Origin of the sequence: Roseibium sp., from assembly GCF_965232425.1 — a bacterium.
Lineage (GTDB): Bacteria > Pseudomonadota > Alphaproteobacteria > Rhizobiales > Stappiaceae > Roseibium.
The window spans coordinates 4103736-4126967 of sequence record NZ_OZ246971.1; the positions used below are offsets into that span (position 1 = coordinate 4103736).

Annotated in this window: 22 protein-coding genes and 1 pseudogene; 13 read left to right on the forward strand and 10 right to left on the reverse strand. The window is 60.0% G+C overall.

The genetic code is table 11. The annotated features are described in order from the left end of the window. Positions 1-55 precede the first annotated feature (55 nt). Positions 56-2053 carry an RNA polymerase sigma factor RpoD gene (gene rpoD, locus ACO08A_RS18670; protein ID WP_422037458.1) on the forward strand — a complete coding sequence of 666 codons (1998 nt, stop codon included), beginning with the start codon at positions 56-58 and terminating at the stop codon, positions 2051-2053. Positions 2054-2202: 149 nt separating this feature from the next. Continuing rightward, positions 2203-3600 carry a DUF930 domain-containing protein gene (locus tag ACO08A_RS18675; protein ID WP_422037459.1) on the forward strand — a complete coding sequence of 466 codons (1398 nt, stop codon included), beginning with the start codon at positions 2203-2205 and terminating at the stop codon, positions 3598-3600. A gap of 17 nt (positions 3601-3617) precedes the next feature. Here ACO08A_RS18675 and ACO08A_RS18680 read toward each other — a convergent pair whose 3' ends face one another. The 3 genes and pseudogenes from ACO08A_RS18680 to ACO08A_RS18690 all read right to left on the reverse strand — a co-directional run. Further along, positions 3618-4181, reverse strand: coding sequence for a hypothetical protein (locus ACO08A_RS18680; protein WP_422037460.1), 564 nt, complete (start codon positions 4179-4181; stop codon positions 3618-3620). A gap of 84 nt (positions 4182-4265) precedes the next feature. Further along, positions 4266-5006 (reverse strand): M91 family zinc metallopeptidase, encoded by a 741-nt coding sequence (locus tag ACO08A_RS18685; RefSeq protein WP_422041779.1) that lies wholly within the window; start codon positions 5004-5006, stop codon positions 4266-4268. 30 nt (positions 5007-5036) lie between these two features. Next, positions 5037-5222, reverse strand: a pseudogene (locus ACO08A_RS18690) (hypothetical protein); the annotation flags it as partial. A 546-nt stretch (positions 5223-5768) separates the two neighbouring features. Here ACO08A_RS18690 and ACO08A_RS18695 point away from each other — a divergent pair. Beyond that, on the forward strand, positions 5769-6218 hold the full coding sequence (locus tag ACO08A_RS18695; protein ID WP_422037461.1) for a ketosteroid isomerase-related protein: 450 nt from the start codon (positions 5769-5771) through the stop codon (positions 6216-6218). A 14-nt stretch (positions 6219-6232) separates the two neighbouring features. On the opposite strand, the gene ACO08A_RS18700 is transcribed toward ACO08A_RS18695, so the two are convergent. Further along, complete coding sequence (locus ACO08A_RS18700; RefSeq protein WP_422037462.1) at positions 6233-8074, reverse strand: hypothetical protein; 1842 nt, start codon at positions 8072-8074, stop codon at positions 6233-6235. A gap of 554 nt (positions 8075-8628) precedes the next feature. Here ACO08A_RS18700 and ACO08A_RS18705 point away from each other — a divergent pair. Further along, positions 8629-9318, forward strand: a complete 690-nt coding sequence (locus ACO08A_RS18705; RefSeq protein ID WP_422037463.1) for an SDR family NAD(P)-dependent oxidoreductase — start codon at positions 8629-8631, stop codon at positions 9316-9318. Positions 9319-9335: 17 nt separating this feature from the next. Here the strand turns inward: ACO08A_RS18705 and ACO08A_RS18710 are convergent, their stop codons facing one another. Next, on the reverse strand, positions 9336-9662 hold the full coding sequence (locus tag ACO08A_RS18710; RefSeq protein WP_422037464.1) for an ArsR/SmtB family transcription factor: 327 nt from the start codon (positions 9660-9662) through the stop codon (positions 9336-9338). Positions 9663-9741: 79 nt separating this feature from the next. On the opposite strand from ACO08A_RS18710, the gene ACO08A_RS18715 reads away from it, so the two are divergent. Further along, positions 9742-10212 carry a DUF6428 family protein gene (locus ACO08A_RS18715; RefSeq protein ID WP_422037465.1) on the forward strand — a complete coding sequence of 157 codons (471 nt, stop codon included), beginning with the start codon at positions 9742-9744 and terminating at the stop codon, positions 10210-10212. An 11-nt stretch (positions 10213-10223) separates the two neighbouring features. On the opposite strand, the gene ACO08A_RS18720 is transcribed toward ACO08A_RS18715, so the two are convergent. After that, positions 10224-11132: a LysR family transcriptional regulator gene (locus ACO08A_RS18720; RefSeq protein ID WP_422037466.1), complete on the reverse strand. Its 909-nt coding sequence runs from the start codon at positions 11130-11132 to the stop codon at positions 10224-10226. Positions 11133-11256: 124 nt separating this feature from the next. On the opposite strand from ACO08A_RS18720, the gene ACO08A_RS18725 reads away from it, so the two are divergent. The 8 genes from ACO08A_RS18725 to ACO08A_RS18760 all read left to right on the forward strand — a co-directional run bounded on the left by ACO08A_RS18725 (position 11257) and on the right by ACO08A_RS18760 (position 19338). Further along, positions 11257-11559 carry a DUF1330 domain-containing protein gene (locus ACO08A_RS18725; RefSeq protein ID WP_422037468.1) on the forward strand — a complete coding sequence of 101 codons (303 nt, stop codon included), beginning with the start codon at positions 11257-11259 and terminating at the stop codon, positions 11557-11559. Positions 11560-11671: 112 nt separating this feature from the next. Continuing rightward, positions 11672-12640, forward strand: a complete 969-nt coding sequence (locus ACO08A_RS18730; RefSeq protein ID WP_422037469.1) for an LLM class oxidoreductase — start codon at positions 11672-11674, stop codon at positions 12638-12640. 12 nt (positions 12641-12652) lie between these two features. Continuing rightward, complete coding sequence (locus tag ACO08A_RS18735) at positions 12653-13453, forward strand: SDR family NAD(P)-dependent oxidoreductase (RefSeq protein WP_422037470.1); 801 nt, start codon at positions 12653-12655, stop codon at positions 13451-13453. A gap of 512 nt (positions 13454-13965) precedes the next feature. Beyond that, positions 13966-14832 (forward strand): helix-turn-helix domain-containing protein, encoded by an 867-nt coding sequence (locus tag ACO08A_RS18740; RefSeq protein WP_422037471.1) that lies wholly within the window; start codon positions 13966-13968, stop codon positions 14830-14832. Between the two features lie 225 nt (positions 14833-15057). Further along, a complete protein-coding gene (locus ACO08A_RS18745; protein WP_422037472.1) occupies positions 15058-16860 on the forward strand; it encodes a caspase family protein in 1803 nt (600 codons plus the stop codon). A 183-nt stretch (positions 16861-17043) separates the two neighbouring features. Then, positions 17044-17340 (forward strand): ArsR/SmtB family transcription factor, encoded by a 297-nt coding sequence (locus ACO08A_RS18750; protein ID WP_422037473.1) that lies wholly within the window; start codon positions 17044-17046, stop codon positions 17338-17340. A 23-nt stretch (positions 17341-17363) separates the two neighbouring features. Continuing rightward, positions 17364-18479: a permease gene (locus ACO08A_RS18755; protein ID WP_422037474.1), complete on the forward strand. Its 1116-nt coding sequence runs from the start codon at positions 17364-17366 to the stop codon at positions 18477-18479. Positions 18480-18489: 10 nt separating this feature from the next. Further along, positions 18490-19338, forward strand: a complete 849-nt coding sequence (locus ACO08A_RS18760; RefSeq protein ID WP_422037475.1) for a transglutaminase-like domain-containing protein — start codon at positions 18490-18492, stop codon at positions 19336-19338. A gap of 4 nt (positions 19339-19342) precedes the next feature. Here ACO08A_RS18760 and ACO08A_RS18765 read toward each other — a convergent pair whose 3' ends face one another. The 4 genes from ACO08A_RS18765 to ACO08A_RS18780 all read right to left on the reverse strand — a co-directional run bounded on the left by ACO08A_RS18765 (position 19343) and on the right by ACO08A_RS18780 (position 23220). Then, on the reverse strand, positions 19343-20035 hold the full coding sequence (locus tag ACO08A_RS18765) for a dimethylsulfonioproprionate lyase family protein (protein ID WP_422037477.1): 693 nt from the start codon (positions 20033-20035) through the stop codon (positions 19343-19345). A 214-nt stretch (positions 20036-20249) separates the two neighbouring features. Continuing rightward, a complete protein-coding gene (locus ACO08A_RS18770) occupies positions 20250-20636 on the reverse strand; it encodes a RidA family protein (RefSeq protein WP_306145621.1) in 387 nt (128 codons plus the stop codon). A gap of 62 nt (positions 20637-20698) precedes the next feature. Beyond that, a complete protein-coding gene (locus ACO08A_RS18775; RefSeq protein WP_422037478.1) occupies positions 20699-21757 on the reverse strand; it encodes a D-TA family PLP-dependent enzyme in 1059 nt (352 codons plus the stop codon). Then, positions 21754-23220 carry a M81 family metallopeptidase gene (locus tag ACO08A_RS18780; RefSeq protein WP_422037479.1) on the reverse strand — a complete coding sequence of 489 codons (1467 nt, stop codon included), beginning with the start codon at positions 23218-23220 and terminating at the stop codon, positions 21754-21756. Before ACO08A_RS18780 ends, ACO08A_RS18775 begins: the two co-directional genes overlap by 4 nt. Between the last annotated feature and the right edge of the window lie 12 nt (positions 23221-23232).

The window sequence follows — 23232 nt, forward strand, 5'->3', positions numbered from 1 at the left end:
TGAAACCGGAAATAGAGCGCGGCGCGACCACGACGGTCGCGAACTGGAGCACAATATGGTAGCCAAAGCGACGCAAGCAGACGAAACGCAGGAAGCAAGCACGGACGGCCCGGACGGCCCGCTTCTTGATTTGTCGGATGCCGCCGTCAAGAAGATGATCAAGGCCGCGAAAAAGCGCGGCTATGTCACTTATGACGAGCTGAACGAGGTCCTGCCCTCCGAACAGGTTTCTTCCGAAAAGATCGAAGACACGATGTCGATGCTGTCCGACATGGGCATCAACGTGATCGATTCCGACGAAGCGGAAGACGGTCCTGAAGAAGTTGATGGCGGTGAACTGGCCACGACGACCACCACGGCAGTCGCCAAGACCACCAACACAAAGGAGCCGGCAGACAGGACCGACGACCCGGTGCGCATGTATCTGCGTGAAATGGGGTCCGTGGAGCTTCTGTCGCGCGAAGGCGAGATCGCGATTGCCAAGCGCATCGAGGCCGGCCGCGAGGCCATGATCGCGGGTCTTTGCGAAAGCCCGCTGACCTTCCAGGCGATTATCATCTGGCGCGACGAACTCAACGAAGCCCAGGTTCTGCTGCGCGATATCATCGATCTCGAAGCGACCTATGCCGGTCCGGATGCAAAGGCCGGTCCGCAGGTGGCAAATGACGATGTCGCTCCGACCGAATCCCGCGAGGAGAAGCCTGCCGAGAGCGCTTCGGAGGACACGGAAAACGAGAATGCGGAAGGCGAGAGCGAAGAAGAGGATGACGACGAGTTCGAATCCAACGTTTCCCTGTCCGCCATGGAAGCCGAGCTGAAGCCCGGCGTCCTGGAGACCTTCGACAACATCGCCGACAACTACAAGAAACTGCGCCGCCTGCAGGACCAGCTTGTCGAGAACAAGCTGGCCAACAAGACCCTGTCACCGAGCCAGGAGCGCCGCTACAAAAAGCTGAAAGAAGACATCATTGTCGACGTGAAGAGCCTGTCGCTCAACCAGAACCGTATCGATGCTCTCGTTGCCCAGCTCTACGACATCAACAAGCGCCTCATGGGTTATGAAGGCCGCCTGCTGCGTCTCGCCGATAGCTACAATGTCGACCGGACCGACTTCCTGAAACAGTATCAGGGCGCCGAACTGGACCCGAACTGGCTTCGCAAGGTTGCCAACCTGTCGACGCGCGGCTGGAAGAACTTCATCGCCAAGGAAAAAGAGACCGTGCGCGAGCTGCGTCAGGAGATCCAGACGCTTGCGACCGAAACCGGCCTTGAGATCACCGAATTCCGCCGCATCGTGGCCATGGTGCAAAAAGGCGAGCGCGAGGCACGCATCGCCAAGAAGGAGATGGTCGAGGCGAACCTGCGTCTCGTGATCTCGATCGCCAAGAAATACACCAATCGCGGCCTTCAGTTTCTGGATCTCATCCAGGAGGGCAACATCGGCCTGATGAAGGCGGTCGACAAATTCGAGTACCGGCGCGGCTACAAGTTCTCCACCTACGCAACCTGGTGGATCCGGCAGGCCATCACTCGGTCCATCGCGGACCAGGCGCGCACCATCCGAATTCCGGTGCACATGATCGAGACGATCAACAAGATCGTGCGCACATCGCGCCAGATGCTGCACGAGATCGGCCGCGAACCGACCCCGGAAGAGCTGGCCGAGAAGCTGCAGATGCCGCTGGAGAAGGTCCGCAAGGTCCTGAAAATCGCGAAGGAACCGATTTCGCTGGAAACACCCATCGGCGACGAGGAAGATTCCCATCTCGGCGATTTCATCGAGGACAAGAACGCGGTTCTGCCGATCGATGCGGCCATCCAGTCGAACCTGCGCGAAACAACCACACGGGTTCTTGCCTCGCTGACGCCGCGCGAGGAGCGCGTGCTCAGAATGCGTTTCGGCATCGGCATGAACACCGACCACACGCTGGAAGAGGTCGGGCAGCAGTTCTCGGTGACCCGCGAACGTATCCGCCAGATCGAAGCGAAAGCGCTGCGCAAGCTCAAGCATCCGAGCCGGTCCCGCAAACTGCGCTCCTTCCTGGACAGCTAAGACGCTGGCCAGTTCGAGTGAATTGTGAAAAGCCCGGCTTCGATGCCGGGTTTTTTGTTTACGACGCGGACCCTTCTTGAAGAAATGGTGATCGCGGAATTTCGGTCGAGGGCGCCTTTTTGGCCATAATCGCAGATATGAACCGTCCGATGATCGAGACGGCCAAAGACGACCGGCAGACATTTACCTGGGGACTCGCAACGTCGCTTGTCCTTCACGGAACTCTTGCGCTCGTCCTCCTGGGCGGCATTTCAGGCTATGTGACCGAGCCCGGTCAGGACCCCGTCGAGGTGGAGATCATCACGCTGCCCGCCCCGGCGGACGACGACGCCTCCGCAGAAGCACCTGCAGAAGACCAGCCCCAAAGCGAGGAGCAACCGGAAGAACAGGACGAGCAGGAAGAAAATCTCCCGCCCGAGCCGGCGCCCGAGCAGGAGGAAACCGAAGAGGCAGAAGTGGAAGAGCTGCCTCCCGAACCGGCGCCTGCCCCGGAAGAAGAAGAGACGGAGCAAGACCAGCCTCCACCGTCCATTCAGGAGGCTGTCCAGGAGTTTGCCGAGGAAGAGCCCGAACAGCAGGAAACGGAACTTCAGCCGCTGCAGGACCCCATGGAGGAAGAGGTCGCGGAGACGGAAGACACGCAGGAAGCCGAAGCGGCGGAAGCCCTGGATGAGGCGCAGGAGATCGCAGACGCGGGCACCGGAGACGACGATGTTGCAGAGGACGTCGCCGAGCAAGTCAACGAGGACGTGGTGACCTCCGAACCGGCTGACGAACCGGTCACTGAAGAGGAGGTTGCCGAGGCCGATACAGCCGAGGCGGATGTTCCGGAAGAAGAGCAACCGGAACAAGACGTGCCTGAAGAAGAGATCGCGGCTGCAGAAGAAACCACTCCGGAAACGCCGTCGGAGACCGAGATTGAAGACGACTTCGACCCCCTTGCCGGTCCGGTCATCGAAACGGAAACGGATGTCACGCCCGAACCGCAGCCGAAGCCGGTGGAACTGGCCGAGGCCGGAACGGAGGCTGCTTCAGATGTCGGCAATGCAGACGAGATCGCACCCGATGACTTCGGCACGGTGGGGCCGATTGTCAGCGCGGCCCCGCCTGCACCGAAACCGGCACGCCAGGTTGCCCGTGCCACGCCGTCTGCTTCCTCGTCGGCGTCATCGTCTGCCGGAACCGTGCGCCGTCCGGGCCACATTCAGGCACGGCAGATCTATTCCGCCAACAACCCGCGTATCACGGCGAGGATGCGCGGGCTCACGGAGGGAGAGCGGCTGAGCCTGCTCTGCATGACCGAACTCGACGCGCAATTGACGGCGGTGAGCCCCGTGCCACCCGAAGCACTGCCACGCGCGCGCGCGAGGGGAGGAACTGTGCTCGAATACCAACGCGTGGCGTTTCGCAGCCTCGGGCGCTGGTTTGACATTGCTTTCCGGTGCGAGACAAACGCGGGTGTCACGCGGGTCGAGCGGTTCAGCTTCAAGATCGGCGAGGAAATACCCCGCTCACAGTGGCTCGCGCGCGGCTTGTCCGGCTTTTGATCCGAATAGTCGTCTCATCAGTCAACACCGGTCACCGGCAGAAACGCGGCGCCTGTGTTGGTGACGTCGATTTCTGCATCAAGTACCGTCTGATACTGGAGACCATAGCCGTAATCGGCCTTGAAATAGGCGGGGCCGAAGTCCGGCGCGGGTGTGAGCGTTGCCTCGTCCGGTTTCAGGTCCCGTGCGCTGATGACGCCGATCTGGACCACGATCCGGCGCGCGGCGAACGGGTTCTCCCCAAGCCGATAGCTGTTATAGGGGTGGAACGCGACCGCCGGGTTTGGAAAGACGATCTCGCCTGCAAGGCTTTCTCCGGGTGCGAGGCGTCTGTAGTAGGGCTTTTCCGTGCTTTCGACCTTCATGCCCTCCGGGATCTTCAACAGGAGTTTGCCGACGTAGAGCGTCCCGTCATCTGTCGGAATGACATAGGCGGTCTTCGGGTCGACCGTCAGATTGCCGTCTGCGGCGGGTTTGTAAACCAGATCGGCAACGTAGATATCCGCCTGATCGGTGTTGGTGATCTGGTAGGCCAGGGCAAACGAAGCGGCGGTGATCGCCTTGATGGAAACAGTCAACATGCGCAGGCTCCTGCCGGAATGGTCTTGGATAATATCCTGTAGGTAAAACAGCTTGACCGGCACGATGCGCCAGTTTGACCGCTGTTAGTAGTAAGGTCTCTGGTGCTCTTCGTCATTCTTGCCGATTTCCAGATCATCAAAATCCTTCCGGATGTTGTTTTCCGTCAGTTCCTTGTCTTCGTATTCCCCGAGCCCGACCGTCTGCAGTTCATACCCGGGTGCCTTGTGCTTCTTGCCGTCCTTGCCCGTGTACTCGACTTCCTTGCGTCCGTCCGTCGTGCCGTTGCCATCATGGTAGGAGTGGATCAGCTCGTGTCCCAGGCCGATTGCCGGGTCCCTGGTTTTCCAGTCCTCGGAATTCAGCTTGTCGCGGTCGGGATTGAACTTGACCGTGCTGTCCGTGCCCGGACCCGGCTTGTCGTTGGTCGTGTCGTAAAGCCCGTCTTTCCAGTTTTTCGCGGTCTCCGTGTTGCCCTTGCCGGGGCCGGCCTCGACGATCGTCGTTGTCTTGTTGCTGGAGTCGAGCTCCTGCAACAGTTTCATACCGGTCGGTGACTGGGCCAGCCGGTCCAGTGCCGCCAGCGTCTTCTCCTTGAATTCATCCGAGCCCTTGATCTTGATGGAGGACTTGCCTTCCTTGATCTTGTCCATCAGCGCGTTGCGCCTCAGATCTGCAATCTGCTTCGGCGACAGGCCGGCAGCTGCACCGCCGGCGCCGCCGGCACCAGCGCCGGACGCGCCTGCCATGCCGATCAGTACCCTTGGATAGCCGGTGGTGAGCGCACCCGCTTTCAGCGTGAGGTCCGTCATGCGTGCTGCCGGCATTTTTTCCACCAGCACATTGAAGGCCCCTGTGATGATGGGATCGCCGCCGAACGGAGGTGGCGGGCCTGCGCAAACACACATATCCTTCACGCGGGCTTGCGGAAACATGCCTGTCAGGACAGTCCAGGCTCCCTTCCACGCGATCGGAAGAGGTGTCCCCGCGCACATCGGACAGGAATGAAAATCGACAATAATGCGTGAGGCAGGAAACTTCATTGTCAAACCAGCTCTTTAATAATCATGCCGAAAGTGTCAGCTGATTGCCCGTTTTCGTCAATGTCGCTACGTCACACTTTTGCGGATTGGGGCTACCAGGCGCATTCGCATATGCGCAGGCCTTGCTTCCCAGCAGGCCTTTAGGGTTGCGCGGACGTTGCAAACGCGCAGATGTCTTGCCTTTGCGCTGCGCTGCTGTCCGGTTTGAAAAATGCATTCGAACTTATGCCTCTGAGATAGCAGTGCAATTCCGATCGGTGCCAAGTCGGGATACGGTATTTCCCGGGATTTGTCGTCCCGGTTTGCCGCAGCTGCGGCAAGACCGGGAACCAGTATTCCCTTTGACGAGAGGCTAAGAGAAGAAGGAGAAACAAGTGGCTACTGGCTTCCGGCCTTCCGCTGCGCTTCAGCCGGAATGACAAGTTCATTGACCGGGGGGCGCCCCAATAGATCGTTACCGGGTCAAACCGGACAACAGTGCTTGCGCTCGATTCACGTCGCGGGCAAACTCGCCGGTGCGTTGCAATCCAACATGTGCGAGACGACATGCCAAACAAGCAATCCCGCTTTTTGATCGACACTTACTTCGCTGCCTTCAATGCCGGTGACACAAAGAAAATGGAGAGCCTTGTCGCCGAAGATCTGGTGCACGATGTCAATCAGGGAGAGCGGCGTGTCGGCAAGGACAAGTTCTGGTCCTTCAACGTGCACATGACGCGCTGCTACAAGGAGCGCCTTTCGGACATCGTTCTCTTCGTCAACGAAGACGGCACGCGTGCAGCAGCGGAGTTCATCGTGCACGGCACCTATATCGCCACCGACGAGGGCCTGCCGGCGGCCAACGGGCAGACCTACGATCTTCCGGCGGGAAGCTTCTTTGAAATCAGTGACGGCAAGATTGCCCGCATCACCACCTACTACAATCTCCAGACCTGGATCGACCAGGTTCAGAGCCCTGAAGAAGGCGGCATCAGCGACACGTCCGGCGATAGCTGAGACCCCGGTTCTGCCTACTCCCTGATCTCGATCGAGAGGTCGGTCAGTCCGGCAAGGCGCCAGACACGATCATCCTCGATCATTTCGACGCGCGCCTGCAAGTCGAGTTCCCTCAAGTGCAAATAGCCCCAGTGCTGACCGACGGCTTCGGCTGACCACCGGGCGAGTGCCGAGAAACCGCGGCCTGCATCAAGTGGACGTATTTCGCTTATGGCGACGTCGTTTATGTCGCCCACGCGTGCGGTGATCCCGCCCGGCAATTCGACGCGATTGGCCCGTTCCAGTTCCGTGAAAACGATGGGTGCCAACCCCTGGTGGACGAATTTCGACAGCTCCGCTTCAAGCTGGTTCTCGTTGATTTCATAAAACGACGCATTTGCGTTGGCGAAAACGGACTTGATTGCGGTTTCCGCCTCGTTTTCGCCCGGCAAGGTGGCAAACGGATTGGGCAGTGTCGCGATGAACCGATCCGTCGTAACGGCAGCACCCGCCGCAAAAATGAGGGCTGCGGCAAACCCTATTCCCTTTGCCCATCTGCTGGCCTTGAGAGCGAAGGCAACCGCGTTCAGGGCAAATACGGCAAGCACGATTGTAAGCAAGGGAAGTTTCAGGGACCGTTCGTCCGTGACAGGCACCGTGTTGACGCCGGGCTCTTCAAACCTCAAGAGACGGTTGGTCCATGTGTGCGAAGGATAGGTGACGCCAAACTCGGCGGGAAACGGTCCGATCGGGTCTATGGATGTCACCGGCACGGTTTCGATGCGGTCGCTGAAGAGTTGCCAGATTGTCGTGACTTCCTCAGGCATCTGACCGACCGGATAGGAAAGCGTCACACCCAGGACTGCAGTTGCCGGGTCCAGATTCCGGTCGTCTTCAATAACCTCGATGCCCGCCAGGGAAAGATCCAGGAAATCAGTCCTGACGCTTGCCGGGTTGACAGGTGCTCCATCGATGATGACCGGGTTCTTGTCTTCGAAAAAACGGCTGGTTGCATCCAGTACATTCTTTCGTCCGCCATCGGTAATCGGCGCATTTCTATCTAAGCCAAGGTTTGTCCAATCTTCCAGATCTCGCAGCCTGATCACGATCTCATGCCTGACCTCGCGCGGTTCGACATAAATGAATGACATGATCGGCCAACGATGGTGGCGCGCCAGGTTCGGGTTCTCGAATGCGGAAACCCAAGGGTCGTCCCAGTTGATCGTGAGAGTTGCAGGTCCGATGAGCTCTCGGAAGTCGATGACGGGAACGCTCTCCTGATAGACGATAAAACCCAACTCAAGCAGAGGATTACCGTCAGCATCCAAGGGTGGAACAAACGTCAGTGTTTTCGGTTTCTGGTCAAAGAAATAGTCGAGTTCAGCATGGAGCACGCGGACCTCATCGGGCGGCTCGGGCGCCTTTTGTCGGGTAAGCGGATGGACGATGCCCTTAACGGGAGAGGAGCGATCCTTTCGCGGCCTGGGTTCTGAAAACCGCAGTGTCGCGGAAAGATCGATCGTGCCGTCGGCGATCACCTGGAGTTTCTCCCGGGCGAACCGTTCCATTCTCTGTTCGATCGGTTCGGGTTCTATTCCCCGCTCATTCAACATGTTTTCCGGCAGCAATTCCGCGACGTTTTCCAGGCTGTCTTCGGAAAGTTGAAGAACGATATGAACCCGATCTTCGCGCACAAAGATTTCGGCGATATTCGGTAACTTTTCAGCGGCGGTGAGATTGATCCAGTCGGCAACTGCCAGACCGGTGCCCATGAGGGTGAGGAAAACCGCAAGGAGCATCGAGCGCGCCGCGCCGCAGCGCCGGCGACAGGTGAACAGTTGTTTCCAGCTGCTGATCATCGCGGCAACCCGCGACAAGACAGGACACTCCTTGATGATACGGAACGGAGCGGGTTACATGCCTGGGTCGAAACCCGTTGCGGTATAAAAAACCATAATAAAGTCAGAGTCATAAATGCCTCCCCGGGCATGCACCGTCATTTTTGAATTCTGTCCGGTTGTCCTGCAAAGGGCCCGGCTTCTTTCTGCTTCGAAGACCCTATTTCCTATGCATCCCGTTCGGTTTCTGCCTTTGCGTTCACCCGCAATTCGGGGTTCAGTAAGGTAAAAAAATGCTCGAAATGCTTTTTCCGGTCAGAAGCAATATTGAACGGTATTAGAATTTCTGGTCCGAGGTCAATTTAGCGGTGAAATCTGCCGAAGTGCACCTGTCATATTTCCATGCGTTCGAGGAGCCGAGTCTCGCGACGCTCCTTGCCTTGCAAGCGCCATGTGGCTGGCACGGTCCGCGAAGCTTCCAATGGTTGTCGCTGACAACCGACTTGTGCGGGCAATGAACACGGGCTCTTGACTGGGCAACGAGCGGCCGCAGCCCCAAGTAAGGGCCGAGGTCGGAGTGAAGGAGCAGGTTCATGGCAAAGAGTGTGTTGATTGTTGGCGCCGGAAAAGGGTTGAGCGCGTCCTTGGCGCGTGTCTTTTCTCAGGACGGTTATCAAGTTCGCCTGGCGGCGCGCAAGCCTGACAAGCTGGAAGGGCTTTGCCGGGAGACCGGCGCACGGGCGCACGCCTGCGATGCCACAAGTCAAGCCGGCGTCACGCAGCTTTTTGAGACGCTCGACGCCGAGGGGACGACCCCGGACGTTGTCGTCTACAATGCCAGCGGTCGAACAAAGGGTCCGATAGAGCAGCTTGATCCCGAAAAGGTGCGTGCCGCTCTCGACGTGACTGTCTGGGGGGCCTTCCTGGTCGCGCACGAAGCGGCGAAACGGATGGTCCCGAAAAAGACAGGCACGATGCTGTTCACGGGTGCCTCCGCGGGCATCAAGGGATTTCCGCAATCAGCCGCGTTCGCGATGGGTAAATTTGCGCTCAGGGGGCTCTGCCAGTCGTTGGCCCGAGAGCTGCATCCGAAGAACATTCACGTGGTCCATTTTGTCATTGACGGCGCCATTCACAGCGGCGAGCGCGGCGCGCCCTACAATGATCCGGAAACAACACTGAACCCTGACGAGATTGCCCGGACCTATCTGGACATGACCCGTCAGCACCGGAGCATCTGGACCAACGAAATTGAACTGCGCCCGCATGTCGAGCGTTTCTAGGCTGGCCTGCCTGCCGGTCAGCAACCGCCCCCCGGCAGGCAACACGCCCTGACGGTTGCGTTGTTGTTGCAGCAGTCCTCCAGCAGGTAGCGCATCAGGGCACCGACTGTCGTGAAGTCGATCCGGTATGTGATCCGACGTGCCTGCCTGCTTGAGGTCACGAGACCTGCTTCCGACATGTTGGACAGATGAAACGACGTTCTGGATGGCGTTGCGTCAACGGCCTCCGCGATGTCGCCGGCCGTCAGCCCGCTGCTGCCGGCCTCAACGAGCCGCTTGAGAATACGCAGCCGCGTCGCGCTGGAGATCGATGCAAAAGCGGCGAGGGCGTCGGTTTCATTCATATTTCAAACTTTCTTGAAATGTTAGTTGATTTGTGGTTGAACCATATTTCAACTTTTTTTGAAATGAAAGGTTTACGCCATGACACCCCTGTCGCTTTTGAACGCCTTGCGGCAAATGCCTGCCGATCTGCCCCTGGTCTTCCGGACCGGTGAGGGCGCCATCGGCGAGGGATATCACGTGACCGAGTTGAAACGCGCCGACGTCAACAGCATCGACTGTGGCGGCCGCCTTGCTTCGTGGACCGAGGCTGCCTTGCAATTGCTCGACGGGCGGGGCGGCAATCACATGAAACTCGGGAAGTTCAACGCGATCCTCGAGCAGAGCATTGCCAGGGTGAAGGGTCTCGGCGAAAGCCCGTTGCTGGTGGAATTTGCTCATGAAAACAGGGGTATGCGGATCTACGACCTAGCTGTGCCGGTCCTTGATGACGGCGCGGTGTCGATTCACTTGAGCGAGGTCCGGGCAAATTGCAAACCAGCGCTCGAGCACACGCGGCGCGCGGATGCTCCTGCTTGCTGCGGTTCTGATGCATCTGCCTGCTGCGGCTGACGGCATCCCTGTCAGCCGGCGCTCCAGGCAGGCGCCTTGCCGATCTTTTCGAGCAGAAAGTCGATGAAGACCCTGACCTTCGCCGTCAGGACGTTCGATTTCGGATAGACGAGCCAGAGCACCGACTGGTCGTCCACCTCGAAATCGGGCAGCACCCTGACCAATGTTCCCGATTTCAGGTCGGCATGGATGTTCCAGAGGGAATTCATCGAAATGCCGGCGCCGGCGATCGTCGCCAGCTTCAACGAGCGGCCGTCGTCCATGACCAGACGGCTCGCGGACGCGCGCGGGTCGAAGTATTCCGTCGCCGGTCCCGGCCCGGTCAAGGGTTTCGGCGTCAGGTCCTGAAAGGCGATGAGCTGGTGTTTCAGCAGGTCCGCGGGTGTGTCCGGGTGTCCGCAACGGTCCAGATAGTCAGGTGACGCACACAGAATGCGGGTGTCGTCTGCGAGTTTGCGGTATTTCAGGCTGCTGTCTTCAAGCGCGGAGTTGCGCAGAGCCAGATCATAGCTGCCTTCAATCAGGTCAAATCGCGTGTCGGAAAGCTTCAGGTCGAGTTTGATTTCCGGGTATCGCGCAAGGAACTCCGGCAACAACGGAACAATGTAGAGCTGTGCAAACGTGCTCGAGGCGGCAAAGCGCAGAAGGCCGCTGACCTGCGGACTGGAAAGTCCAAGTGCCGCTCTGGCGGCATCTTCCTGGGCGATGATCTCGCGGGCAAAGGGCAGAAACTCGGCGCCTTCGACGGACAGGGACACTTTTCGCGTCGAGCGGTGCATCAGATCCGAGCCGAGACTTTGCTCCAGTTTGGCCAGACGGTTGCTCGCGACGGCAGGCGGCATGCCGAGTTCGCGTCCAGCTGCGCTGATGTTCAGTTTTTCAGCGGCCAGAACAAAAAGCCGAAGGCTGCCGGTGTCCATGCAATTATATCCCTAATCCGAATTATGTACTCTAAAATTGCCTGTTTATGCTGAATTTCAAGAGCTTTATCTGTGGGGCAGGGCTGCGGGACGCGCAGTCCAGGCAAATCGAGGATCAATTGAAATGGCATATTATTCCGTGCTTGCCGTGACACCTACGGCGGAAGACTGGATTCCCGGCTATATCGGTCCGGCGAACAGGCTGGTTGCCCAGCATGGCGGCAAATATCTGGCGCGGACGGCGTCTCATGAGCAGGTCGAGGGGGCGGCGGATGAAGCCGCACTGCGCATCGTGATCGAGTGGCCGTCCAGGGAGGCTGCGATGGATTTCATGAAGGATGCGGAGTATGCACCTTTTCTGAAGGCCCGTACCGAAGGGTCGAAAAGCTTCCACTTCCTGATCGAAGGGAAAGACGACCTGGCCTGAGGGCAGGGGAAGAAGAAACCGTCCCGCGATGACGTGGGACGGCTGGGTTACAGTCAAGGGTCATCTCGAAGCATGCGGAAGCCTTCCAGACTTCGGGAGCAGCGAGGCCAAAATGCTCAATCGTCTGGATCGGACCGGTTTTGAACAGATCAACCGGTCATACAACACCGTCTTCAGGCCTGACCGGCTGTCTATCGGACTGGTCGTGCCGCTCGAGAATTACGGCATGGGCGCGGTTCCCGCGATGGCGCGGCATCTCGAGCGTGTCCGACTTGCGGAAGAACGCGGGTTTTCGTCCGTCTGGCTGCGGGACGTTCCTTTCAATGTGCCGTCCTTCGGTGATGCCGGACAGATCTACGATCCGTTCGTCTATCTCGGCTATCTTGCAGCGGGAACGGAACGGATCGGCTTGGGTGTCGCCAGCATCATTCTGCCGTTGCGCCATCCGGCACATGTCGCCAAAGCTGCTGCGAGCGCCGATGTCCTTTCGGGCGGTCGTCTTCTGCTTGGTGTTGCCTCCGGAGACCGGCCCGAGGAGTACCCTGCGCTGAACATGTCTTTCGAGGACAGGGGCGTGCGCTTCCGGGAGAGTTTCTCCTATATCAGGAAGATGGCCGACAGCAGGCCGCAATTCACGAACGCGCACGGGACACCGGAGCCCGGCATGGACATGCTGCCGAAGCCGGCAGCCGGCAAACTGCCGATGCTGATTGCAGGCGGCAGTCAGCAAGCCCCGGACTGGATTGCCGCGAACGGCGATGGCTGGATGACCTACCCGCGCAACATGCAGGCGCAGGAGCAGGTTATCCGGGACTACCGGCAGAAGGTGAAGGCGCTTGACGCCTGCGACAAGCCGGTCATGCAGCCGCTCTATGTTGATCTTGCCGCGGAACCGGACGCAGCACCGCGCCCGATCCATCTGGGCTTCCGGTCCGGTGTCAATCATCTGCGCGCCTATCTGAAGACGCTCGAGGCGATTGGCGTCAATCACGTCGCTCTCAATCTGCGCTTCAACGAGGCGGATATCGAAACAACCCTGAAACGGCTTTCCGATGAAGTCATCACCGACTTCGCGGTTTAAGGACACACAGACATGAGCAAAAAAATACTGGTCACGGGGTCCACGGACGGGATCGGCCTCGAAACAGCCAAGGCGCTGCGCGAACAGGGGCACACCGTGCTTCTGCACGGGCGCAATCCGCAAAAGCTCCTCGCCGCCAGAGATGCGGCCCTGGCGATCGCCGGCGGTGGCGAGGTGGAGACTTTCCAGGCCGATTTTTCAAGGCTCGATGAGGTTGCACGGCTCGCTGCCGAGGTTGCCGAGCGGCATGGGAAGCTCGACGTCCTGATCAATAATGCCGGCATCCTGCGCAGCCGAACCGAAGTGACGGAAGACGGTCTCGACATCCGCTTTGTCGTCAACCTGCTGGCGCCCGTTCTCCTGACAAACCGCCTTCTGTCGCTGATGGATGCCGACAGCCGGGTGGTCAATCTGTCATCTGCGGCACAGGCGCCTGTCAATCCAGACGCACTTGCCGGCAAGGTGCGCCTGTCTGCCATGGACGCCTATGCACAAAGCAAACTGGGCCTGACGATGTGGTCACGGCACCTGGCGGCGCAGCTCGGTGCAGGCGGACCCGTCATCGTTGCCGTCAACCCGGGTTCGCTGCTCGCCAGCAAGATGGTCAAGGAAGGCTTCGGAGTGGCCGGTAACGATCTTTCGATTGGTGTCGACATCCTGCTGCGGGCCGCGCTCTCGGAGGAGTTTGCATCCGCCAGCGGGAAGTATTTCGACAATGACAGCGGCCGATTTTCAAATCCGCATCCGGACGCGCTGAATGAACGCAAGGCCGACGACCTCGTGCGCGCGGTCGAGGGGATGATTTCCGTCTGACCGGAGCATGTCCGGTCTGCTGCGACCGTGCCGCGCCCACCCACCGGACGGGCAATTCCCGGAAGCACGAAAGCGGCCCGCCGGGCCGCTTTTCGTTTCGGATCCCGGGGAAACCGGTCATGGCGCCAGGCCCCTTTGATGCGAAACGGTGCTCAATGCCAAAAGTAAAAGCGGGGAGGTTTGTGGCATTCTGCAATATTCGATGCCAGATGTGTTAGTTAATTGCGTCAGTAAAAATGACAATAATTTAGATTTTTCGATGCATTTGCGTTTCTCTGATTGTTAAAAGTCTCAGTAATGATAAATTGAATTCGGATTAAGTGCGCCAAGATAAGAGAGGATCGGGCCGAATGGCGTGGTGGTTTCTGCCGGAGCTGGCTATAGAAAAGAACGCCAACTTCAACCTCTTCACGGCAAACAACATTGAAGACTGACTTGAACTCCTTGGGCAAGGAGGTGGCGCGATAAACCTGGCGCAGCTGGGTGACGGGCCATGCAGAACCAGGGTGCAGATGCTTGACTTCGGCAGATTGTTCATCCTGGTCGAAGAGCATAGCCATGTTGTTGAAATCGACGGCAACATTCCCCCAAACTCCTTCCTGTTCACGTTCGGCCTGGGTCCCAGATCGTCGTTGATCGTCGATGGAACGGATACAGGGTCGCAGATCCTCAGGATCTCTCCATCCAACGCGGATTGTTTCGAGGTTTTTCGGCCCGGTGAAGCAGTGGCTCTGATTGGTGTCGACGCAGACGCGCTCCTGAGTCATGAAGCGCTCATTCCCGAGGTTGCGGACTGGCTTGGAACCCGCGGACGCCGAAGCGAATTCGTAAGATCGGCACCTCTCACCGAGCGCTTGCGACAGGACACGAGAGTCCTGATCGAGTGTGCCAGCGCGATGCAGGACAAGGGGCATCAGCCGTTGTTGGGGGATCTGGCAATCGCGAGCCTTGCAAACGCCTTGTCTTTCGAGTGGTTGTCTCCGCGCCACCCGGATTTTCTGACACGGTCGCGTTCGTTCGAGCGGTTCGTATCGGCGCGCGATGCACTGCTCGTTCATATGCAGCCTGGCCTCGCCCCCGACACGTATCAATCGCTCAAGACGCTGAGTTCGAGGCGAACGCTCGAAAACGTCTTCAAGACCAATGTCAACATGGGCCCGGCGACATACGCCCGGATCATGAGACTGAACAGCGCGCGACAAAAGCTTCTCGACGGAAGCCGCGTCAACGACAGCATTGGCGACATCGCCGCCGAGGAAGGCTTCTGGGAGTGGAGCCGGTTCAGCAAATACTATCACAAGCTATTCGGCGAACTGCCATCCGAGACACGCGGAAGCCGGTTTCCCAAGGACATGAGGCGCGCCTCTTCGCGGAAGTAGAGCTGCGTGGACCGCATCGCTCGCGCCCGGTGTGGCAACGGCGGATCGCGCCCGGGCCCATCCAATTGTCCCGGCAAACGCAAGTGAATGCGCATACGCCTGAAGACCCGTGCGCTTGCCGGCTGGATCCGACCCCTCGAGGGACGCCTCTGGCGCTCGAAAATTGACCTTTGTTCCAAGCCCACTCTATCCTGCGGGAATGTGTTGCAGTTTAGGGTTTTCAAGTTGCGCTTCCTGTTTGTTCTTTTTCTGGTGCTTGCCACGCCGTCATGGGCTGAAAAACGCGTCGCCTTTCTTGTCGGCAATTCGAACTATGAACATGCACCGCCGCTCGCAAACCCGATCCGCGACACGATCCTGATTGCAGAAACGCTCACCGGACTGGGTTTCGAAGTCACGCAGCGGAGCGACTTGAATCGCGAACAGATCGGACGGGAACTGTCCGCCTTCCTTCGCCGCACCAGCGATGCCGACGTCACGCTGTTCTACTTCGCAGGGCATGGCATGCAATACGAGGGCAAGAACTACCTGATCGGAACGAATGCCGAGCTGCAGTCCGAATTCGATATCGACGGGGAGGCCCTGCAACTCGACAAGATCGTGCGGCTGCTGGAGCGAAACTCCCGGGCTGCGCTCGTGTTCGTGGACGCGTGCCGCAACAATCCCCTGGCAGATCGCTTCTACGCGGAGAACTTTTCCGAGACCCGGGCCGCGGTCAACAGGGGATTGGCGGCGCTGCAAAGCTCGTTTCAGGGCAGCATGATCACGTTCTCCGCCAGTCCCGGGCAAGTGGCCTATGACGGGAAAGGCGAGAACTCCCCGTTCGCCCTTGCGCTCGCGCGGCACTTCCCGACCGAAAACCTCGAAGTTCTCAGTCTGATGAAACGGGTGATCAGGGACGTGAAGGTCGACACTGACGACCGCCAGATCCCCATGGTCACGAACGATCTGACGGATGAAATCTACCTGAAACTCGGTGAAGGCGGGACAGGCAATGCCTTGCTGCTGCAGCAGGAACAGGCCTTGTTTGATGCCGCGTCAGACATCAACAGCCTGCGCGCCTGGAACATCTTCCTGGAACGCTACCCGAACGGTTTGATGCGGGAGATGGCGCTTGCCGCGCAGGAAGCCCTCCAGGCCGAGCAGATTGCAGCCGGGGCAGGGGTCGCGGTCGCAGACCTCGGTCCGCAAACTGTCGAACAGGACGCGGCCGAGGATATCGAAACACGACTGGGTCTGTCTTCGCAGGACAACAGAAAGGTCCAGGCTGCGCTGAACGATCTGGGGTACAATGCCGGTCCAGTGGACGGCGTCATGGGCAGCCGTACGCGGCGCGCCATCGCCAACTACCAGCAGGCGCTCGGGATACCGTCGACCGGCGTGGTTTCGCAAGGCACGGCCGAAGCCCTTGGTCTGTCGCTTTCGGGAACGGAAACATCCGAACAGCCGGTGGTGTCGTCACGCGATGCGCGCCGGTACGATCCCGACCTGATCGCCAAGGTGGAAAGCGACAAGCGGCTCCTCAAGGCGCTTGATGTGCTTGCCGGCAAGGAGGTGATCTACGGGTTCTTCGAGGGACGTGTCTACATCGCGATTCTGAATTGGAGCCACATGGCCTGGGACAAGGCTGTGGCTCTTTCCGAACGTGCCGGCGGCCATCTGGTCACGATTACCTCGAGACGGGAAAACGACTTTGTCTACGACCTTATCCGGGGGGATGACCGCTTGTGGATCAAGGGGACCGTCGGCACCAGGCTGTCGGAGGCGATCGGACCGAACATCGGCCTGTACCAGAAACCCGGATCGCGCGAGCCTGCAGGCGGCTGGGTCTGGGTCACGGGTGAGCCACTCGCATATACGAACTGGAAGGGATCGAACCCGGACAATTATGCCAACCGCGAGCACCATGCCATCTTCTACAATAATGCCCCCTATGGCGGGCCGTCCGCGCGGGTTGAGCCCGCCCCTGTGTGGAACGACATAGGTCAAAGCGGCGGAGTGCGGTCGTTTATCATCGAAATCGAGTAGCCGCTGCGCGCGCAAGTCGCGCCTGAAGGCAGGCCGAATGCAACGGTCCCCGGTGTGCCGTCTCTCGCCATCCGGCTTGCCCACTTAGCCATGCGCGCGTGATCCCGAAGATCAAGGCTCGATGCACTTGACATGCTCATTAGAACTATATAACTAGAAATATAGTTATATTGGGTGGCGAAGATGGATCTTGAAGAAGTTGCTCAGGGGTTTGCGGCGCTTGGCTCGGAAGCCAGGCTGCAGGTGGTGCTGACGCTGGTGAAGGCGGGCCGGACCGGATTGACCGTCGGGGATATCCAGACCCGGACCGGCATGGCCGCGTCGACGCTCGCGCATCACCTGAAGTTTCTGTCGTCCGCCGGGCTGGTTCTTCAGGAAAAGGAAGGCCGGTCGGTCGTCAATCGTGCGGCGTTCGACCATCTGGAAGGGCTCGCCGGATACATCCTCAAGGAATGCTGCGTGGATGAGGGCGCGCGCTAGCGCCCACGACAAGGATTAGGCAGATGTCGGACACGATCGATCGCATGGAACTTGACGAGGGCGGCGGGGCAACGCGTTGCTGCGGACCGAAATCCGACGGCGGTGCGCCGCCGAAACCGAGATGGAGCTGGAAGTCGTTTCCGGGCAGGCAGTACATCTTCTCGACCTGGACGGTCGTCATTGGCGGACCGCTGCTGGTCCTGCTGCTTGACCAGGCGCAGTTCGTTCCGTTCGTCACCTTCGCCGTCAAGGCTTTCCTCGGCACGCTGCCCTATATCGCCTTCGCCGTTGCCCTGATCGCGTGGCTGAAGGCGGCGGGCGCCGAGTCTTATGTGGCGCGCGCCTTCGAGGGGCGCGAGACGCAGGCCATCGTGCTGGCCGCTCTCTTCGGCGGGCTGGCGCCGTTCTGCTCGTGCGAGGTCATTCCGTTCATTGCAGGGTTGCTGGCCGTCGGTGCACCCCTGTCGGCCATCATGGCATTCTGGCTGTCGTCGCCGCTGATCGATCCGCCGACGCTGCTGATCACGGCGGGTGCACTCGGCTGGTCATTTGCCATCGGCAAGGCGATTTTTGCCGTTGCTCTCGGGCTCTTCGGCGGCTTTCTCGTCGCCATGCTCCTGAAGACGGGGGCCTTCGCCAACCCGGTCAAGATCGGTTCTTCCGCAAGCGGCTGCGGTTGCGGCGCATCCCCGCTGACGGGGCGTCCCGTCTGGAAGTTCTGGAGCGAGGCGGAGCGCACGCAGAAATTTGGCTCCGAGCTCAAGGCAAATGCCTTCTTCCTGGTGAAATGGCTGGCGCTTGCCTATGTGCTTGAAGCCGCACTGGTCACTTATGTTCCGGCCAACCTGATTGCAGGTGTTGTCGGCGGTGAAGGCATCGGCTCCATTGCGATCTCGGCCCTGGTCGGCATGCCCGCCTATCTCAACAGCTATGTCGCCCCGCCGCTGCTGGCGGGCCTCATGGAACAGGGCATGAGCGCAGGGGCTGCCATGGCCTTCATGATCGCCGGTGCGGTCAGCTCGATCCCCGCCATGGCTGCCGTCTGGTCGCTGGTCAAGCCGCAGGTCTTTGCAACCTATCTCGGGCTCGGCTTTGCCGGAGCGGTCCTTTCCGGCCTGGTCTTCCAACTTGCCATCTGAGGACGCCAGGATGCAGACGCACGTTTCGGTCACGGTCGCCCCGCACGGCGATGCGCATCGCAAGTTTCTGGTTCCGGTCGGCCTGCCGACCCCGCACCAGATGCCGGTTCACTTCGAAGTGACGGGCGGAACATTCTCCCTGACCGGCGAGACAACGACAGGGCAGATCGTTGCGGTCGTCGCCCCGGAACCCGGGCAGAAAGTGGAAATCCGTTACAGCTTCGCGGAAGGCGGGCCCGGCTACCCGGACAGCATCTTCACACCGCACCGGAACAAGTTCACGCAGGCGGCCGAAGCACTCGTCTTCGACGCAATCAACATTGCCGAGGCGCAGCCGGACGGGCACGCAGCGATCCAGGCGCTGGTGAATTCCTGCGCGGAAAAATTCCGTTACGGGCATGCGGATGTGCGCTTCAACGATGGCTGCGAAGAGGTGCCGTATCTCTCCTGCGGCCTGACCGAAGGGTCCTGTGTCGACATCAACACCTATCTGATCGCGTCCCTGCGGGCCGCGGGCTTTGAAGCGGGTTACCTGACCGGCTATTTTTTCCCGCAGGAGAAGAACGGATGCTGTGAAGACGCGCATTGCTGGGTGGTCACGCGGCACAATGGGGTCGTGCTGGAATGGGATATTGCCCATCACCTGAAGATGGGAACGCGTGAGGTGTGCTGCGGTCTCAATCCGAAACCCGGCGACCGGGTGGCACTCGCCCATTCCATGGGGCTGAGTTTTCCAACGCTCGGCATCGAATGCGAGAAACTGATCAGCGAACCGGGCTGGATGTCGGACGACGGCCGTCTTCAACCCGCCAAGCTCACGATCAGCCGCGTGATCCAGGAAGGTGCCGCGGCCGCGTGACGGCTTATTTGCGTTTCCGGCTGAACACCATCTTCTGGCTGGCGAGCTTGTCCTGGGGTCCCGTCCAGGCATAGGCGAGAAGGGCCGGCTCCAGCTTCGACACCGTGATCCGGTGCGTGTGTTCGGGCGGATTGAAGATCATCGACCCGGGCGCATAGACGCCCTGATGATTTTCCGAAACGGCACCTGACAGGCAGATGTAGCTTTCCGAAATACCGCTATGCGCATGCGAGGGATAAACGCAACCAGGTGCAAACAGCACGAGGCCGAGGATAACCTCGGTTGTCAGAACCGGTCCGTTGGGACCGCACAGTTCCGCATAGGCGTAACTCTTGCTGAGCCCGCGCGGAACCTTTTCATAGCCGTATTGCCAGGCCAACTGGCCCTGGACGCTCTCGATCGCCCGGATCAGGGGCGCCGTTCTCTCGAGCCGGCCTTCGTCCAGCGCCCGTTTCAGATGCGCCGTGACCGGTTTTTGGGCAGGTTCGCCGAACTCTATCACCGTTTTTGTCTTGCTGACGCGGCTGATGGCCTCGCGAACGGAGCGCTGGTGCGAGCGTATCTTGTCGCTGCCCCCTGAGGAGAGAAAGCGGTAGGCTTCGTAGAATTCACGCAGCAGATAGCCCCAGTCCGGGTAGTTGGACAGGTGGTCCACCTGCTCAAGGGGCTCGCCCGATGTTTTGTCTTCTTCCAGCACGCTTCCGCCTCTTTGCCGAATTTCGGATGCTGCGCGGGACATAGCACCGATGCAGCGGAAATCAACAAGCAGATTCCGCGCCAACCGAAGAATGCCAGCAACCAGAGGCCGCAAGGTGCCGGAGGCGCCGGCGTCAGCAGCGCCCGGGCGCAGCTGAGCGCCCTGGGCCGTTGCTCCGAACAGGGCGATTAGATGGGGCGATTAGATGGGGCGATCAGAGGGGCTTGTAGGCAACCACGTCGATTTCGATCTTGGCGTCGACCATCAATTGCGACTTCACCGTTGAGCGTGCAGGCGCACCGTTCGGAAAATAACTGGCATAGATCTTGTTGAAGGTCCAGAAATCCCGCGTGTCGTCCAGCCAGACATTGACCTTGGCGACATCTTCGAGCGTGCAGCCTGCCTTTGCCAGAACGGCGACGACATTGTCCATCGTGCGCCGCGTCTGGGCCTCGATCCCGCCGGGCTCGATCTCGCCGTTTTCCTTCATGGCCACCTGGCCCGAGATGAAAACGAAATCGCCCGCCCTAACGGCAGGGGAAAAGGGCAGGTTCTGTCCGCCGGCTCCGGTGCGTTCCACGCCGATGCGTTCAATAGGCATTCAAATCTCCATTGTCGTGATGTTCGAAAAGACGGTTGAGTTCCAACGAAAGGACCTCTGAGTCACCAGACCTGTCCGCGTGCCGCGACAGGCATCGATCCGGCGAGATCAGGACCGCGCACGCCCTCCACCCGGTCGAGCATGTTGGCGACCACACAGGCATGATTGGGCACGATCCGCAGTCTTTCGCCAACCTTCAGGTTGATGGCGCCATCGGAGACGATGCGCCCGTGTTCCTCACTGAGCTGATCGATTGCCAGGTCGTCGCGGCCGAGCACATGACCGTGGCCCAGTTGACCGAAGAGGTCCGTCGTCAGCACCTTCGAGCCGGCGTCGACGATCGCGTGGGTCGGGGAGGGTACGGAAACGACGGTCGCCAGCACCGTGAGAGCGCAATCCTGCCAGCCACAAGCGCCGTGCGCCACGAGCGAGCGGTCGTTGTACACATACGTGCCGATCCGGTGTTCCGTCACCGGCCCGTCGCCATGCGTCCGCCACATGTCGGGAGAGCCGCCGGAGGAAACCACCTTCACCTCAAGTCCCTCGGCTTCGATCAGGGTTTTCGCTTCGTTCAGCCAGGACTCGGCTTCTTCCATCCGTCCGACGGGAGGAAAGGTCATCAGGCCGCCGAACGTCAGCCCCGCCAGGGTGCCGATCAGGCGGGCGAGATCTGCGGCCGCGGCCGGAGAGGCGACGCCGCACCGGTCCGCGCCGGTGTTGCATTCAACAAGCACGGTCAGCGGCTCGGAAGCGTCCGCGAAGGCGCGGCTGAGACCGCCCGCCACGACATCATTGTCCGCAACAACGGACAGCCGGACCTTTTCTGAGAGGGCGCGCAGGCGTGCCGTCTTGGTGTCCCCAAGGATGTTGTAGGTGATCAGGACATCGTCGATGCCGCCCTCGGCCACCATGGCCTCGGCTTCGCTGACCTTCTGGCAGGTGATGCCGACCGCGCCCTGCTCGACCTGGTATTTGGCGAGGCTCGGCAACTTGTGCGTCTTGATATGCGGGCGCAGCCTCAGGCCGTTGCGGTCGCAATGGGCCTGGTACTTGCGGATATTGGCCTCGGCTATGTTCAGGTCCACCAGGACGCAAGGTGTGTCGAGGGTCGGGAAAATCATGCGAGTTCCTCGTGATGGGGATTGTCTGCCATCGGCCATATCTCGCGTTTCAAACGGGTGTAGGCGGTCCGGCACGGATCACTAGGATAAGGCCCATCGACGGCAGCATAAAGAATTTCTCCCGCGATAGGTGCAAACGCGCCATGGAAATGATTGGTCGACTTGACGATCAGGATCCGTTTTGCCTCCGGATCGATGCCGAGATTTGTGAACAGATCGGGCGAGAAAGCCTGGGCCCGGTTGGTATTGAGAACGATATCCAGATCCCCGATCCGGATCGCCGCGCTGTTTCCGAGCGGAACGACGGAAGCACCAAAGCTCTGGACGGCGTTTTCCACCAGCCGGGTCACGCGGACCCGTGCGTCGACCGGCTGCCCCGCATGGGCCGACGTCTTGCCGCCGAACCTGAGATCGAACTCGGCGCCTTCACCGGCGGCGAAACAGAGCCGCACCGCCATGGGATCCCAGATCGTGCCCAGCGCGACACCCTTCAGGTCGAGGCCGAGAACATGCTGCAGAAGGATTGTGCTGTCGCCGGCGACACCGCCGCCGGGATTGTCCCAGACATCCGCGATGACGACAGGGGCATGAGGGCTCTTGTCCGCGCGCGTCAAGGCCTCGACCGGCGGGAGAAATTCTGGGGCTGCCCGGCCCCGGAACCCGAAGAGTTCCATCCCGAGATCCCGCGCCAGCCGCGTGCCGCGCGCCGGAACTCCATTGGTTGTCACGATGATCTTCGCGCCAAGATCGGGCGAGTCTCCGGCCATGAAACCGTGGATGACGGAAGCTGATAGGACCTCGCCCGAGCGTTCGAGCGACTTCAGCCTGTCGATGAAGCTGCGCATCGGCTCAAGGCTGGTGGGCAGGACGTCGATCATGCGCACGTCGAAAACACTGATGACGGGCGAGATTTCGCCGCGTGCCGCTCGCAGTGTCAGCTCCACACAGGTTTCACCGGTTTCGACAAAATCCGTGTGCGGAAATTCCTTGAAGACAGTGATGATATCGGCATGTGCCGTGCGTTTTTCGCTCAGGTGGCTGTGCGGGTCGAACGTGACTCCGATCCGGCAGCCGGGTCCGGCGATCTCCCGCGCCGCTTCGAGGAGATCGCCTTCGCAATCGACACAGCCGTCGGCAATCATCGCCCCATGCAGACCGAAGATCACGGCGTCGAGCGGCAGCGCCGCCCTCAACTGGTCGAGAACCTCGGCGCGCAGACGCTGCCATGTCGGCCCGCTGACGAGACCGCCGGGCTCGGCCCATGTAGCGGTGCCCTCGATCAGCTCGATCTCACCGCGCGCGGCGCGCTTGCGCAGAGCCGGGAAAACCGCACTGCAGAGCGTCGGTGTTTCCGGATGCTCGCCGGGCCGTGCGTAGAAACTCTGTTCAAAGTCCGAAAAGTCCGTGCGCAACGGCGAAAAAGTGTTGGTCTCGGTTGCGACGGACGCACAAAAAACGCGCATGAATACCCCGGT